Source organism: Bacillus sp. N6 (assembly GCF_052805735.1).
The window spans coordinates 758,173-772,305 of record NZ_CM127843.1; the positions used below are offsets into that span (position 1 = coordinate 758,173).

Genomic DNA, 14,133 nt, shown 5'->3' on the forward strand with positions numbered 1-14,133 from the left:
CTCAATCTAACGGATTGAGGTAGCGTTGTTTCGAATGAAAGGTAGTGTTTATTTTGTATGCAGATGATTATGAACCGAAGTTTCAAAGGCGAACGCCAGAGGAATATTTAGAATATATTCGTCAGCAAAATCGCGGAAAGTTAAAGCTATATGTAGGAGCAGCTCCAGGCGTAGGAAAAAGTTATAAAATGCTCTTTGATGCAAGGGAAATGAAAAAAGATGGAATTGATATTGTAATTGGTTTAATTGAAACGCATGGAAGAAAAGAGACGGAAGAAGCAATTGCTGATTTAGAAAAAGTTCCTTTGAAAGAAATACAGTATAAAGGAAAGGTATTTTATGAGCTTGATGTGGAAGGAATAAAAAAACGCGCGCCGCAAGTAGTCGTAGTGGATGAACTTGCGCATAGTAATGTTCCTGGTTCTAAGCATAAAAAACGTTATATGGATGTGCAGGAATTGTTAGAGGCTGGTATATCGGTATTATCAGCTTTTAATATTCAACATTTAGAAAGTGTTCATGATATTGTAGCTCAAATTACGAATGTAAAAGTAAGAGAACGAATTCCAGATTTTATTTTACAAAAAGCAAATGAAATTCAGCTCGTTGATGCAACGCCCGAGGTATTAAGGAAGAGACTAATAGACGGAAAGATATATAAAGAAGAAAAAATTCAGCAAAGTTTACAAAATTTCTTTACGCTTAATAATTTAGGGGCACTTAGGGAATTATCACTTCGCGAGGTTGCCGATGATATGGACGAGAAAATTAGCCAAACAGTAATAGAACCAATTGGCGTAAAAGAAAAAATTCTTGTTTGTGTACAATACAGTTCAACAGCGGAGAAATTAATAAGACGGGGATGGCGCATGGCTGATCGGTTAAACGCTGAATTGTACGTATTAAACGTTGAGAGGGAAAATATAGATTCTATTTCAGCTGGAAAAAAGCAGACGATTGAAGAGTGGAAGTTACTAACAAATCAATTTGATGCAAGTTTTGTATTAGAAGAAGCAAGAGGGAGAAAGCCAGCAGATGTTATTATTGAAGTGGCAAAAAGATTACAGGTGACGCAAATTTTACTTGGACAATCGGCAAGAACAAGGTGGGAAGAAATACGAAAAGGCTCTATTGTAAATGAAATTATGAGACAAACAAAGTATATTGATATTCATATTGTTGCGGATCAAAGAGGGTAAAATAGAGCCGACATTTTTGGGGCTCTATTTTAATTTTTGTACAGCATGAAGGCTTAGCATTTTCATTGTATATAAGATTACAAGTAAAAACATAATTGCGCCTAGGAAGAAAATCCAAAAGTAATTTTGGTTAAATAAAAGAAATCCACCTATAAGTGGCCCTGTGCCCATACCGAGATAGCGGATGAAGTTGTACATACCGATAGCTGTTGCGCGTTCTTGTACGAATTCTTCTGTTAATAAAGTAGTGTGAGTTGGCATAGAAAGTCCCATACTAAAACCGTACAAAGATGTAACGATAATGATGAATGGGATATTGATGTTATATATGAAAGAGAATAAAAAGACACATATAATATTGAAGTAACTCGTAATAAATAAAGTTTGCTTTGTTGTGAGGCGTTTTTGCAAAAACTTGTAGCAAAAACTTCCTAGCATGATAGAAAGAGACATTGGTACAAACATAAGACCAATTTCACTTGCAGCTAGATGAAATGAATTTGCTAAAATGCTCGGTAAAAAAACGAGAAAGCAAAAGTAAATACAAAATTGAATGAAGCCAATAAGAGTAATAGAAAATCCAGTTTTATTTTTTAAGATAAGAGAGTAGTTCTTTTGTGCTTTAGACTGCTTAATTACATTTGGCTTTGTTTCTGGAAGTAGTGAAATGTTTATAATTAATAAGATAATGCCAAGTGTAGATAAAAAGAGAAATACAGATAAGTGACCATTTATACTGCCAAGAAATCCACCTATGAGAGGAGCCATTGCAGGTGCGAGGGCAAGTAACATTTGGTATAGGCTCATCGCTTCTCCGCGTTCTTTTCCTTCAAATAAATCGCCGATAATCGTTGCTGAAACTACAGGTATAGCCGCTATTCCTATAGCTTGAACAGCTCTAAAAAAGAGAAATAAATAAATGTTTGCCGAAAAAGCACATCCGATTGAACCAATTGTACTAATGACTAAACTAGGGATAAGGACAGATTTTCTCCCTTTTGTATCAATTAAAGGTCCATATACGAGCTGCATAATTGCAAGAATGAATGTGAAAAGTGAAACTGTTACATTTACAAGATAAAGAGAAGTGTGAAAAGAATTTTGAATCATCGGTAAGATAGGTGTGTAAATATTTTGAGCGAAGGAACCGAGTAAGGCACTAATACAGACAACATATAAAATGAAAGTTAGTTTAGATTTTTTCATCTTGTTAACCTCCTTGTATTTTTGGTTTCCTTGGAAACTAAATTTATTTTAACATGATTTTCTCACTTGTAAAGATGAAAAAATAATTTTAAAATGGTATATAGTTAAATTGTTTCTTCGGAAACTTAGGAGGCGAACGGATTGAAGCGTGCAACGAAGCAAATGGAAATACTGTCGGACATTCGTACACTTTTGCATAAAAAAGAAGAACATTTAAAACGACAAAACGAGAAGTTTCTTTATGAGACAGGTGTAAGTAGTATGTCTTTATCTGAGTTACATGTAATCGAATGTATCGGAAAAAATGGTTTGATGAATGTAACGGCAATTACGACAGAAATGGGCATGACGAAGGGAGCAATCTCTAAAATTTGTACGAAGTTGTTTCAAAAGCAATTCGTTGAGAAGATGCAAATGTTAGATAATCAGAAGGAAATATTCTTCCGTTTAACGGAAAGTGGAAATGAAATATATATAGCTCATGAAAAATTGCATAAAAAAGCTGAAGAAAAGTGGCTGTTACTTTTAGATGGATATACGAAAGAAGAGCAAGACTTTATTCAAAGGTTTATAAAGGATGTCTCCGATCATTTGGAAATATAATTGGAAGAAAAAACTCTTTTTTCTCAAGTCTTTTAAATATAATTTCTGAAAGAACTCATATATAATAGAAAAAGATACTTAACATGGTGAATAATTAAAGAGTCAATATATATAGAGGAGAGAGTAACATGCTTGAAAATACGGGGTTAGTATTAGAAGGCGGCGGTATGCGTGGTGTGTACACGGGCGGGATATTAGAATACTTTATGGAACAAGATTTATATTTTCCATATGTAATCGGAGTATCAGCTGGTGCTTGTCATGCAGCGTCGTATCTTTCCAGACAAAGAAATAGAAATAAAACGGTCAATATTGATTATGCATCACATCCGAAATATTTGTCGTATAAAAACTTATGGAGAAAACGTCAGCTATTTGATATGGATTTCATTTTTCATGAAATTCCAGAAAAGCATGTTCCGTTTGATTTTGAAACATACTTTAATAGCCCAGAACGTTTCCTTGTAGGAACGACGGATTGTGAAACAGGACAATCTGTTTATTTTGAGAAAGAAGGAACGAATGATGATGCACTAAATTTATTACAAGCGTCTAGTTCATTGCCTTTCATTGCACCAGTAGTAAATTATCGTGGTAAGCAGTTATTAGATGGCGGGATTTCTGATCCAATTCCAGTTCGTAAAGCACAGGAAGATGGATTTAAAAAATCAGTCGTTATTTTAACGAGAAATCATGGTTACGCGAAGAAAAAATCAAAATTCGGATGGATTGCAGGAAAAGCTTATAAAAAATATCCGAATCTTGTTAACACGATGTTGAATCGTTATGAAGTGTATAATGAAACACTTCACTATATTGAAAAAGAAGAGCAAGCTGGTAATTTATTTGTTATTCGCCCAGAAGTGCCGCTTCAAGTAGATCGTATGGAAAAAGATACAGCAAAACTACAAAATTTATACGAGCAAGGCTATGAAGATGCAAAGAGACAATTTGCAGATTTGCAGGCGTTTTTGCAAAAATAATAATTAGGCTGTGGAGATGGAGTTCTCTGCAGTCTTTTTATTATTGGTTTCAATACCGAATGTTGGTTATACACGTTTTTAGATTATGGTATAATATGGATAAAAGTATGTGGAGAGGTGATACATATGGAAAATGTATATAAAGGGCTTAGACATACTGGATTTATCATGATGCTTATTTTTGGGGGTGTATTTTTACTTCGCTGGTTTATTCATGATGAAATGTTATTAGATCAACTTATTGGTTTTAGTGTGGGCATAGTAATGGTTATTTCATCAGTTTTCATTCAAAAGTATAGTAAAGAATTACAGGTGAATGAGAAATATTAATAATTTTTAACTGCTGTTATCTTTTTCATAGTTTAGTAATCGTGGAGGCTTTCGGGTGATTGTTGCAAAGGGAAAAGAGAGCATCGAATTCGATGCTCTCTTTTTATTTACGCTTCTTTTTAATAAATGAAAAGGCTAAAGCTGTAATTAAAATGCTGCCTTTAATAATATCTTGTGCATAATAAGGAACGTTCATCATTGTGAGTCCATTTAATATAATTCCAATTAATACCGAGCCGAGGAATGTTCCGACTATATTTGGTTTCTTGGCACCGAACATTGCGTAACCGATATAGGCAGCTGCGACTGCATCCATTAATAATGGAGCACCAGCTGAAACTTGTCCTGTTCCAACGCGGCTGCATAGAATAATGCCGCCAATAGAAGCTAGTAAACCACTAATCATATAAGCATATACACGGTAACGATCAGTAGGAATACCGGCTAATCTAGCAGCTTCTCGATTCCCACCAGTCATATAAAAGAAACGACCGTACGTTGTTTTTTCTAAAAATAGATGTGCAATTAAAACGACAGTAAGCATGATAATGACAGGGACTGGAATTCCTAAGACGGAACCTTGACCGATAAATAAAAAGGATGGAATAAAATGTCCTGTTGCACCGGACATTCCTTCATAAATTGAGGATCCTTTTGAAAATGTTAAGTGTAGTCCATTAACGATATACATGATACTTAATGTAGCTAGTAAATCGGGTAGTTTAATTTGGATAACGAGTAGTGCATTTAATAATCCAACTAATAATCCGCAAAGAATAGGAACAAGGAGTGTAACTAATAGTTCTTGTCGATATAAAACGAGACAAGAAGCAGCTGCAATTGTTGCTAAACTAGCGGTAGAGCCGACTGATAAATCAAATCCATCTACAATCAATGTAAAGGTAACGCCGATTGCAAGTAACGTTACGATGGAAATAGAACGTAAAATATCACTAATATTGTTATATGTTAAAAAAGAATCATTGACGATAGAGAAAAAAATTGTAACACCTATAATAATAGCAATTGTACTAAATTGATAAAAAAGATGAGTAGGTAAATATAGTTTCTTAGTTTTCGTTTTATGAACGAGATTCAATGGAATAGCTCCCTTCAGATAAATGTAAAAGCTGTTCAGGAGATAGTTCGCTTGGTAAGTATTCACTTACAAATTCTCCGTTTGCCAGTATAAGAATGCGATCAGCGATATGCAACGCTTCATCTTGTTCTCCTGTGAAATAAATTACGGAACTTCCGTTTTCTGTAATGTTGCGAATGAATTGAAAAATGTCTTGTTTCGCAGCGATGTCTACACCTTTAGTTGGCTCGTCTAAAAGAAATAGATTAGGTTTGAATCCACTCCACTTTGCAATTGAGACTTTTTGTTGGTTTCCACCGCTAAGTGAATGAATAAGTGCCTTTGGGTCATTTGGTGAAATACCGAAAGAAGAAATTGCTGTAGTAGCATCATTTAATTCGGTTTGTTTTCGTTTCCAACCTGATTGATGTAAATTTGTGTGACTTATAATATCTTCCGAAAGAAATACGCCTTGTTTTCTTCTTTCTTCTGGTACAAGTGCGATTTTCGCTTTAATCGCATCTCGTGGTGTTTTAATCGTTAGTTTTTGACCGTCTATTTCTGCGTGATAAGTATGAAGAGCACCAAATAACGTTTCAGCAAGTGTTGTTTTTCCACTTCCAATTAATCCGTATATCACAACAGTTTCTCCTTTTCGTATTGTAAGAGAAAGGGGAGAATGACCTTCGTGTAATAGAAGCTCTTGTACTTTAAATAGTTCCTCGCTCCCGGTTTTTGGTGCGGTATTAATAGGAAGTGTAAGTTGTTTTCCAGTCATTGCTTCCACAATTTGTTGATCTGTAATCGTTGTAATGGTTTCAGAAAGGGCAACTTGACCGTTATGTAATACAGTTACATCATCCGCGAAATTTCGAATCTCTGATAAACGATGAGAAACTAAAAGGATGCCAATTCCTTTTGATGTTAAATCTTTTAATAGTTTCCCAAAGGTTTCAACTTCTTTTGGTCCAAGAGAAGAAGTAGGTTCATCTAATAAAAGGTAATTTGTATTGTTAGATAAAGCTCTTGCGATAAGAAGTAATTGTTTTTCATGTAATGAACAGTTTGAAACATCTTCCGAAACATTTAAATTTACCTGTACAGTTTGCAAATGTTGTTTAGCAAGTGCGACTAATTTGGACTTTGAAAATAGTACTTTATTTTGCATTGCTATATGATCGATTAGTACATTTTCTAATACAGATAATCCGGGAATAAGTCCGTGATCTACTTCTTGTGTTACGAAAGAAATGCCATGCTTTTTTGCATCGCGCGGTGAAGTAAAGGAAACAGACTGAGTATCAATTTTTATATCGCCAACAACTGGTTGAATTTCACCAGTTGCTATTTTTAGTAAAGTACTTTTTCCCGCACCGTTCATGCCTAGTAAAGCGTGTACTTTTCCTTTTTGAATATGAATAGAAACATCTTCTAGAACAGGTGTAGCGACATGATAAGAATGTGTAATGTTTTGAAGAGAGAACGTCATCATTTTTTCTCCTTCTCTAATTTTTTCATCCAAGGGGAATATGCATCTTTTGAGTCTCCCCAACCGTTTATATATTTTGATAACTGATCCATTGTTATATTTTCTTTTGGTAAACTATTTTTCTTTACTAAATAAGGTTCTAGTGAATAAATATCTGGCGTTTGTTCACCAGCAATTTTTTTGTATAAAAATCGTACTTGAACCTTACCTACTTCAGCTGGATCAGTTGCAGCTGTAGCAGTCCAAGGTGAGTTTTCTTTTTGCATGAGTTGTAAATCTTCATTGCTTAAGTCAATGCCATATACTTTTATATCTGTACGACCAGCTTGTTCAAGTGCTTTAACAGCCCCTTTAGCAAACTCATCCCACGAAGCGAAAATAGCTTGTAAATCGCCTTTTTTCGGATATTTCTTTAGTAAAGCTTCTACTTGTGTTTGTGTATCGAGCGGTGTGTTATTACTAGCAGTACCGAATCTTGCAACTTCTTTTATATTTGGATACCGTTTATAAAAAGCATCAATGATAACATTGCGACGTTCCATTGGAGCAAATCCGCCGACCCATACAACTGCGATATTTCCTTGTCCATTCAAATCTTCCGCTAACGTTTTTAATGATTTCCATGCAAGACTATAGTCATCTTGATCAATAATTGTCACACCTGGCAAGCGTAGATCGTTATCGAACGCAACTACGGGAATGTTCGCTTGTAACGCTTTTTCTACTCCAGGTTTTAGTGCTTCAGAACGGCCATGATCAATTAAAATACCATCCACTTTTGAATTAATAGCAGTATCTAAATTTGCAGCCATTTTTGCTAAATCGTTATCAGAATTGTAGACTTGTACACTGCCGCCAAATAGCTCAACTTGTTTTTTGACACCCTCAATATATTGAGAGGAAAAAGTTCCAATGGACATTTGCATAATTAATGCGATTTTTAATGGCTTCTTCATTTGGCTTGGAATTTCTGTTTGTAATTGATTTTCTACCGTTGTAGTCGCCTTTCTCACAGTTTGTTGCTTTTGTGAAGAGATAGCATCTTGTTCATTTGTACATGCTGCTAATGTAAATAAGAGAAAAATAAGTACGATGGAACATAATTTTTTCATAAAAAAATCCCTCCTAAACTAAAAAGAGAGAGGAGGGAGTGAAAATAAAAAACGCCTTTTCATATAGAAAAGACGCCTTATCATATTACTCTTATCTTTCAACACAATGTGTTGTAAGAATTAGCACCGTGCCCATAAATGGGTCGGTTGCCGGGCTTCGTAGGGCTCATCCCTCCACCTGCTCTTGATAAGACATCGAATATTTAACTATTTTGAATTATTCCACAAACGAATGGTGTTGTCAAACAGTATTTATAAAAAAATCCCTCAGAAAGAGGGATTTTAATGTGGTAAGAATATCAATTGATAAGCAAACAAAATTCCAAATACATATACAAGTGGGTGAACAGCACGGAATTTACCTTTTGCCACTTTCATAAGTGGGTATGAAATAAATCCAAGTGCGATACCTGTTGCGATACTTGATGTAAGTGGCATGCTTAAGATTACTAAAAATGCTGGGAATGCTTCATCAAATGCGTCCCAATCGATGTGGCGAACTGAACCCATCATAAGACTACCAACGATAATTAATGATGGTGCAGTAATAGCTGATACACCAGAAACAGCACTTACTAATGGTCCGAAGAATGCTGCTAGTGCGAATAGAACAGCTACTGTAACAGTTGTTAAACCAGTACGACCACCAGCTGCAACACCAGCAGATGATTCAATGTAAGCTGTTGATGGTGTTGTTCCGAACATAGAACCGATTGTTGCTGAGAATGAGTCAGATAGAAGAGCTCGTCCAGCTTTTGGAAGTTTTCCGTCTTTCATAAATCCACCTTGTTGAGCTACCCCAAGTAATGTACCTGTTGTATCAAATAATGTAACAAGGAAGAATGAGAATACAACGCCGTATAATCCGTAGTTAATTACGTCAGATACAGCAGTAATTGGATTTGAAACGATAATTCCTTCTGGTAATCCAGGCATTGATGTAACACCGTTTGAGAATGTTAACTGTCCTGTGAAGAAAGCGATAATACCAGTTAATAGCATACCAATAAATAGTGCGCCATTTACATTTAAAGACATAAGAACAATAGTAATTCCAAGCCCAGCCAATGCTAGTAGAACTGGAGCAGAGTGAAGATCACCAAGTCCAACTAAGTTTGCATCATTTTTTGTAACGATACCTGTTAAACGTAAACCGATAAAGGCGATGAAAAGACCGATACCAGCAGTAATTGCATGTTTTAAGTTTTCAGGAATTGCTTCCATTAATTTTGTACGGAAAGATGTGAATGATAACAAAATTAAAATCATACCTGCTACGAATACAGCAGAGAATGCAATTGCGAAAGTCATGCTTTCATGAGCTTTTACAACAGAGTAAGAGAAGTAAGCATTTAATCCCATACCTGGCGCGATTGCGATTGGTAAGTTTGTAAAGATTGCCATAAATAATGTTCCGACAACAGCAGCGATAATTGTTGCTGTAAATGCTTGTTCAAATGGAACACCTGCATCCCCAAGGATAACAGGGTTTACGACAATGATATATGCCATTGTTAAGAAGGTAATAATACCTGCCATAATTTCAGTTTTAATAGAAGTTTTATGTTTTGAAAGGTTAAACATATAAACATCCTTTCTGTTTACGAATAATTTTCACAACAGTTATATATAATATTCGTTTTTTAACTATTTTGCAATAGTTTTGTATAAAAAGTTTACAACAATTCATATTTTGTGTCTTAAATTCGAATATTAATCGTAACTTGATGTGTGAATTTCAGTTTTTATTATGCACATTATAAGGAAAAGGAGTTGAAAGAAGCTATGCCACAGCAAAAAAACTTTGTAACAATGCCAGCGCAACATCAAAATAAACAGCCTGGTATTGAATCATTAATGAATCCACTTCCGCAGTTTGAAGATTCAAATTATAAAGGTAGCGAAAAGTTAAAAGGAAAGAATGTATTAATTACAGGGGGAGATAGTGGGATTGGACGAGCTGTTTCCATCGCTTTTGCGAAAGAGGGAGCAAATATTGCGATTGCTTATTTAGATGAGGAAGAAGATGCTAATGAGACGAAGCAATATGTTGAGAAAGAAGGTGTAAAGTGTGTATTGTTGCCGGGTGATTTAAGTGATGAACAGCATTGTAAAGATGTTGTTCAAGAGACCGTCCAGCAGCTAGGTAGTTTACAGGTTTTAGTAAATAATGTCGCGCAGCAATATCCGCAGCAAGGACTAGAGTATATTACAGCAGAACAGCTAGAAAAGACTTTTCGTATTAATATTTTTTCTTATTTTCACGTTGCGAAAGCCGCACTTTCTCATTTAAAGCAAGGGGATGTCATTATAAATACCGCGTCTATCGTTGCATACGAAGGAAATGAAACTTTAATTGATTATTCCGCAACGAAAGGAGCAATTGTAGCGTTTACAAGATCACTTTCTCAATCATTAGTGCAAAAAGGGATTCGTGTAAATGGTGTTGCACCGGGACCGATTTGGACACCGCTTATTCCATCGAGCTTTGATGAGAAGAAAGTCTCTCAGTTTGGAAGCAATGTCCCGATGCAACGGCCTGGTCAACCATATGAGTTAGCGCCGGCATACGTATATTTAGCGTCTGGTGATTCTTCTTATGTTACCGGACAAATGATACATGTAAATGGGGGCGTTATTGTAAATGGATAGTTTTCATTTATAAGAGCAAAGTAAAGCTAATTACAATTATTATGGTGAGCGCTAGGGGGGATATAGGTGAAAAGGGTATGTTTCGTCTTACTATTATTTTTCTTCCTACCGGTTAGTGCTTTTGCTGATACAGATCATTTAATACTAGTTAATCTTACGACAAACCAGTTGTCTTTTTTTGAGAATGGAAATTACACAAAAACATTTCCAGTAACGACTGGAAGAGATCGTACACCTACGCCTGAAGGTAATTTTTGTATTATAACGAAATTTAAAAATAAAGAATACCATCGAAAAAAAATAGCTGGGGGTGCACCGAATAACCCTCTTGGTACGAGATGGCTTGGGCTAGATAAGAATGAATATGCGATTCATGGGACAAACCGGGAATGGACGATTGGAAGTAGGGAATCAAATGGCTGTATTCGCATGCATGACAGGGATATACAATGGTTATATGACCGGGTACAATTACAAACAAAAGTAATCATTTCTCGTTTTCATACGAGCCCCGAATATGAAGCGAATAAGCTTGGTTATCGCGTTGTGAGCTGGAATGGTCGAAAAATAGAAAAAGAACAAATTGGAATACTTACGTTAGTAGACCGCGCGGATATATATTGGCAAGAACCAAATGGACAGTTAACAAAGGTAAAAACTGTATTGCCAAATGAAAGATATCCGGTGTACTCAAAACGAAAAGATGGAATATATTATATAGGAAACAATTCGTATATTATAGATGAAACAGGAGAGAAAATTCGTTACGAGCAAATTCCTTCTTCGATTTTAAGTAATATATATAAACGGAAATACAATGTTCCGTAATGGCTACCGTATTATAGACGGTAGCTTATTTATACTTGGAGTTTAACTGCAACTATTGTATTTTGCTGAATATAATACAGTACAGATAGGGGGCGGTTATATTATGAAAAGTGAATTTGCGTTTAAAGTTTTCTTAGTAACGACCTGTTTATTTATCGTGTATTTATATGCGTTTCTCGTCTTTTCTTTTTATGTTCCATATGTTGATTTAATATTATTCTTCGGATTTATTTGGGCGTTTGTGAAAGCGAGGGAAGGAGAGAAGAGTATATATCGGCGCATTACCCTATGCGGGACGGCTGTTCTCGTTATTTTGTACTTTTTTATTATGCATGATTTTTGGAGAGGGATGTAAAAAAGCATACGATGAATCGTATGCTTTTTATGTTTAATATTTAGGCCTAAATGTATGACAACAAGTCTCTACACTCGTTGCTACAGAACTTTCTAGCGTCTCGTTTGTTAAAACAGCAGCTGTATATGAATCATTTTCAGTTTGACCAGTTTCATCTGCATCAGGCTGAACGATGATCGCACTTGCTTGACAAAAGTTACCTTGTCCCCAAAAAGAACAGTTGGAAACAGAACATCTTACTTCTGGCATAAAACCCCCTCCTTATACATTAGTGTGGGATTTTACGCCCATTTCATGTGTAGAAGGAGTTTCCTTTTCTCGTTACTTTTTCGTTTGCTCAAGCCATTCTTTTAATTTGTCTTTCGGCTGTTCACCACTAATACGGCTCACTTCTTTGCCATCTTTAAAATGAATGATTGTTGGTGTACCTTGAATTTTATATTCATCCCAAGGAGCATCTAATTTTTCAATATCCATAACTTTCATATCAACGTTCAAGTCTTTAGCCATTGGCACTACGACAGGAGATAATTTTTGGCAATGAACGCAAGATGTTTGATAAAAGTATACTGTTTCTTCTTTTTTCTCTTTTAAATTCTTTTGAAGATCTGAAAGAGAGATTTTATTTGTGTAGTAGTCAGGACCATCTGTTTGACTACCAGTAGCACTTCCTCCTTCCATTTTTTGGCTGGTAGTAGTTTTTTCTTCCATTTGTGTTACAGCGAAAATTGCCGCAAACAAGGCGATAATAATACCACCAAATATGAGCATTTTTTTCATTCTTTCATCTCCTTATTTGTTTTTGATGACAATAAAGCTACAAACAGCGATTGTAATAAAGCCGATAAGTGCTAAAAACGGGATTGTCACAAAGCCGAACCAGTTTATGTATTCTCCCGTACATGGTACACGTCCACAAGCTGCCCCAGCAGCTGAAAATGCTGCGACTTTTTGAATTGCATAGTGATATAAAGAAATACAAGCACCAATAGTTGCGATTGGTAAAGAATAATTTGCGATGCGATAGTCTTTCTTTGCCACAGCGATACCGAGCCATAAAACGAATGGATACATAAAAATACGTTGATACCAACAAAGAACACAAGGCTCAAATTTCATGATTTCGGAAAAGTACAGACTTCCTAGTGTAGCGATAAAAGAAGCTCCCCATGCGGTAAGTAAAGCATATTCTTGCTTTTTTTCTCGTCCCATATTTTATACCTCTCTTATAATAGTTACATACTAAATTATAGTATGAAGTGGTATGGAAAAGAAAGAAAAAATATGTTTATCAATAAAAGTTTTATAAGGAGAAACTTTTATTGATATAAATATTTTAAAAAGCGCCATTCTCCGGAAGAGAATAGCGCTATAGTTTACATTTGAATTTGTTCTACTTCTTCTACATGCGACTTTTGGGATGCGTGGTCAATATATTGAAATAGGAGCTGCAATTGTTTATCAACTTCTGGGAGTTCTTTACTGTATTGATAAGCGTGTAAAAAATGCTCAATACGCTTAGAAAATAATTGATCGTTCGTTTGAACCATGAGAACGAGTAATTTATCCCAATTACAGCAATACGTGTAATAGAGAGCTTTATCATAGTCGTTATATGTTTGCACTGTGTACCCTCCTTACCGAGAGTTATATATAGTGTGTGATAAGTAAGGAGAAATACACTTGAAAGAATTTGTTAAGAAAAAAAGTGAATGAAAAGAAAAAACGAGGAGTTTCCTCGTTTTTTAAGCTTTTGGCATTGGCGTAGGTGTTGGTTTACCATAGCCTTCTTTATATTTATTATCGATATAGTTACGAATTTCCAGCGTTGATTTTCCTTTTTGTTTCATGGAAGCAGATTCAACTGCGATTTCTAGGCAATTGACGCAAGTCGTTGCGTGGGAATCCCAAACAACTTCACCATTTTTTTTAATTTCACGGATAAAACAGTTTTTATTATTTTTATGTCCTACACTTTCACCGCAACCACAATAGCATGGAATCCAATGTAATAGCTCTGTATTTTGTCCAGCGACGGTGTAGATATCTTTCATTTGTGGATCAAGCTTATCTAGGAAGGTCGGAAGTGTGTCGACTCCTTTTGTTTTCTCTTGAATGTCAGCTTGCTGAGTGTGCGATGCGTGGTCATGTTCTTCTTTTTTTGATTCAGAAGATTTTTGGTCATTTGTACCAGTACTTCCGCATCCAGCAAGAATTAAGCTTAGTACTGCAAGTAAAGAAAATACATACTTTTTCATTCGCTTGTCCCCTTTACAAATGTATTAATCAAATTGTATC

Annotated in this window: 17 protein-coding genes and 1 riboswitch; of the genes, 7 read left to right on the forward strand and 10 right to left on the reverse strand. The window is 35.4% G+C overall.

Annotated elements, in window-relative coordinates:
- Nucleotides 1–44 precede the first annotated feature (44 nt).
- Nucleotides 45–1,199 carry a KdpD-like non-kinase potassium sensor gene (gene kdpDN, locus ACUXVC_RS03895; protein WP_095691389.1) on the forward strand — a complete coding sequence of 385 codons (1,155 nt, stop codon included), beginning with the start codon at nucleotides 45–47 and terminating at the stop codon, nucleotides 1,197–1,199.
- A gap of 24 nt (nucleotides 1,200–1,223) precedes the next feature.
- On the opposite strand, the gene ACUXVC_RS03900 is transcribed toward kdpDN, so the two are convergent.
- The gene (locus ACUXVC_RS03900) at nucleotides 1,224–2,405 is read right to left on the reverse strand and encodes an MFS transporter (protein WP_095691388.1); all 1,182 of its coding nucleotides are present in this window, start codon (nucleotides 2,403–2,405) and stop codon (nucleotides 1,224–1,226) included.
- A gap of 141 nt (nucleotides 2,406–2,546) precedes the next feature.
- Here ACUXVC_RS03900 and ACUXVC_RS03905 point away from each other — a divergent pair, with 141 nt between their 5' ends.
- The 3 genes from ACUXVC_RS03905 (at nucleotide 2,547) to ACUXVC_RS03915 (ending at nucleotide 4,321) form a co-directional block, all read left to right on the forward strand.
- Nucleotides 2,547–3,008 carry a MarR family transcriptional regulator gene (locus tag ACUXVC_RS03905; RefSeq protein ID WP_095691387.1) on the forward strand — a complete coding sequence of 154 codons (462 nt, stop codon included), beginning with the start codon at nucleotides 2,547–2,549 and terminating at the stop codon, nucleotides 3,006–3,008.
- 128 nt (nucleotides 3,009–3,136) lie between these two features.
- On the forward strand, nucleotides 3,137–3,991 hold the full coding sequence (locus tag ACUXVC_RS03910) for a patatin-like phospholipase family protein (RefSeq protein ID WP_000892676.1): 855 nt from the start codon (nucleotides 3,137–3,139) through the stop codon (nucleotides 3,989–3,991).
- A 126-nt stretch (nucleotides 3,992–4,117) separates the two neighbouring features.
- Nucleotides 4,118–4,321, forward strand: a complete 204-nt coding sequence (locus ACUXVC_RS03915) for a hypothetical protein (RefSeq protein WP_095691386.1) — start codon at nucleotides 4,118–4,120, stop codon at nucleotides 4,319–4,321.
- Nucleotides 4,322–4,424: 103 nt separating this feature from the next.
- Here the strand turns inward: ACUXVC_RS03915 and ACUXVC_RS03920 are convergent, their stop codons facing one another.
- The 4 genes from ACUXVC_RS03920 to ACUXVC_RS03935 all read right to left on the reverse strand — a co-directional run bounded on the left by ACUXVC_RS03920 (nucleotide 4,425) and on the right by ACUXVC_RS03935 (nucleotide 9,584).
- Nucleotides 4,425–5,420 carry an ABC transporter permease gene (locus ACUXVC_RS03920; RefSeq protein ID WP_098975939.1) on the reverse strand — a complete coding sequence of 332 codons (996 nt, stop codon included), beginning with the start codon at nucleotides 5,418–5,420 and terminating at the stop codon, nucleotides 4,425–4,427.
- A complete protein-coding gene (locus ACUXVC_RS03925; protein ID WP_098975942.1) occupies nucleotides 5,404–6,891 on the reverse strand; it encodes a sugar ABC transporter ATP-binding protein in 1,488 nt (495 codons plus the stop codon). Before ACUXVC_RS03925 ends, ACUXVC_RS03920 begins: the two co-directional genes overlap by 17 nt.
- On the reverse strand, nucleotides 6,888–8,000 hold the full coding sequence (locus ACUXVC_RS03930) for a sugar ABC transporter substrate-binding protein (RefSeq protein ID WP_016082779.1): 1,113 nt from the start codon (nucleotides 7,998–8,000) through the stop codon (nucleotides 6,888–6,890). Before ACUXVC_RS03930 ends, ACUXVC_RS03925 begins: the two co-directional genes overlap by 4 nt.
- Before the next feature lie 88 nt (nucleotides 8,001–8,088).
- Nucleotides 8,089–8,194, reverse strand: a riboswitch (SAM riboswitch).
- 88 nt (nucleotides 8,195–8,282) lie between these two features.
- Entirely contained in the window at nucleotides 8,283–9,584 is a 1,302-nt protein-coding gene (locus tag ACUXVC_RS03935) for an NCS2 family permease (protein WP_446025924.1), read from the reverse strand.
- Nucleotides 9,585–9,785: 201 nt separating this feature from the next.
- On the opposite strand from ACUXVC_RS03935, the gene ACUXVC_RS03940 reads away from it, so the two are divergent.
- The 3 genes from ACUXVC_RS03940 to ACUXVC_RS03950 all read left to right on the forward strand — a co-directional run bounded on the left by ACUXVC_RS03940 (nucleotide 9,786) and on the right by ACUXVC_RS03950 (nucleotide 11,835).
- Entirely contained in the window at nucleotides 9,786–10,652 is an 867-nt protein-coding gene (locus tag ACUXVC_RS03940) for an SDR family oxidoreductase (protein WP_053565202.1), read from the forward strand.
- Between the two features lie 66 nt (nucleotides 10,653–10,718).
- Nucleotides 10,719–11,480, forward strand: a complete 762-nt coding sequence (locus tag ACUXVC_RS03945; RefSeq protein ID WP_000831960.1) for a L,D-transpeptidase — start codon at nucleotides 10,719–10,721, stop codon at nucleotides 11,478–11,480.
- A 103-nt stretch (nucleotides 11,481–11,583) separates the two neighbouring features.
- Nucleotides 11,584–11,835, forward strand: a complete 252-nt coding sequence (locus tag ACUXVC_RS03950; RefSeq protein ID WP_000834195.1) for a hypothetical protein — start codon at nucleotides 11,584–11,586, stop codon at nucleotides 11,833–11,835.
- A 33-nt stretch (nucleotides 11,836–11,868) separates the two neighbouring features.
- Here ACUXVC_RS03950 and ACUXVC_RS03955 read toward each other — a convergent pair whose 3' ends face one another.
- The 5 genes from ACUXVC_RS03955 to ACUXVC_RS03975 form a co-directional block, all read right to left on the reverse strand.
- A complete protein-coding gene (locus ACUXVC_RS03955) occupies nucleotides 11,869–12,084 on the reverse strand; it encodes a DUF1540 domain-containing protein (RefSeq protein WP_029441668.1) in 216 nt (71 codons plus the stop codon).
- Between the two features lie 72 nt (nucleotides 12,085–12,156).
- Nucleotides 12,157–12,615 (reverse strand): thioredoxin family protein, encoded by a 459-nt coding sequence (locus tag ACUXVC_RS03960; protein ID WP_090978455.1) that lies wholly within the window; start codon nucleotides 12,613–12,615, stop codon nucleotides 12,157–12,159.
- Between the two features lie 12 nt (nucleotides 12,616–12,627).
- Nucleotides 12,628–13,047, reverse strand: a complete 420-nt coding sequence (locus ACUXVC_RS03965; protein WP_000532261.1) for a disulfide formation protein C — start codon at nucleotides 13,045–13,047, stop codon at nucleotides 12,628–12,630.
- A gap of 164 nt (nucleotides 13,048–13,211) precedes the next feature.
- A complete protein-coding gene (locus tag ACUXVC_RS03970; protein ID WP_001195459.1) occupies nucleotides 13,212–13,460 on the reverse strand; it encodes a YhdB family protein in 249 nt (82 codons plus the stop codon).
- A 120-nt stretch (nucleotides 13,461–13,580) separates the two neighbouring features.
- Complete coding sequence (locus ACUXVC_RS03975) at nucleotides 13,581–14,093, reverse strand: PCYCGC domain-containing protein (protein ID WP_098975938.1); 513 nt, start codon at nucleotides 14,091–14,093, stop codon at nucleotides 13,581–13,583.
- Nucleotides 14,094–14,133: the final 40 nt, after the last annotated feature.

What these genes read in the sequence shown, in the direction of transcription:
- ACUXVC_RS03935 (WP_446025924.1), bottom strand. Translation starts at nt 9,584, where the DNA reads ATGTTTAACCTTTCAAAACATAAAACTTCTATTAAAACTGAAATTATG.
- ACUXVC_RS03950 (WP_000834195.1), top strand. Translation starts at nt 11,584, where the DNA reads ATGAAAAGTGAATTTGCGTTTAAAGTTTTCTTAGTAACGACCTGTTTA.
- ACUXVC_RS03960 (WP_090978455.1), bottom strand. Translation starts at nt 12,615, where the DNA reads ATGAAAAAAATGCTCATATTTGGTGGTATTATTATCGCCTTGTTTGCG.
- ACUXVC_RS03940 (WP_053565202.1), top strand. Translation starts at nt 9,786, where the DNA reads ATGCCACAGCAAAAAAACTTTGTAACAATGCCAGCGCAACATCAAAAT.
- ACUXVC_RS03900 (WP_095691388.1), bottom strand. Translation starts at nt 2,405, where the DNA reads ATGAAAAAATCTAAACTAACTTTCATTTTATATGTTGTCTGTATTAGT.
- ACUXVC_RS03975 (WP_098975938.1), bottom strand. Translation starts at nt 14,093, where the DNA reads ATGAAAAAGTATGTATTTTCTTTACTTGCAGTACTAAGCTTAATTCTT.
- ACUXVC_RS03910 (WP_000892676.1), top strand. Translation starts at nt 3,137, where the DNA reads ATGCTTGAAAATACGGGGTTAGTATTAGAAGGCGGCGGTATGCGTGGT.
- ACUXVC_RS03955 (WP_029441668.1), bottom strand. Translation starts at nt 12,084, where the DNA reads ATGCCAGAAGTAAGATGTTCTGTTTCCAACTGTTCTTTTTGGGGACAA.
- ACUXVC_RS03915 (WP_095691386.1), top strand. Translation starts at nt 4,118, where the DNA reads ATGGAAAATGTATATAAAGGGCTTAGACATACTGGATTTATCATGATG.
- ACUXVC_RS03965 (WP_000532261.1), bottom strand. Translation starts at nt 13,047, where the DNA reads ATGGGACGAGAAAAAAAGCAAGAATATGCTTTACTTACCGCATGGGGA.
- ACUXVC_RS03925 (WP_098975942.1), bottom strand. Translation starts at nt 6,891, where the DNA reads ATGATGACGTTCTCTCTTCAAAACATTACACATTCTTATCATGTCGCT.
- ACUXVC_RS03930 (WP_016082779.1), bottom strand. Translation starts at nt 8,000, where the DNA reads ATGAAAAAATTATGTTCCATCGTACTTATTTTTCTCTTATTTACATTA.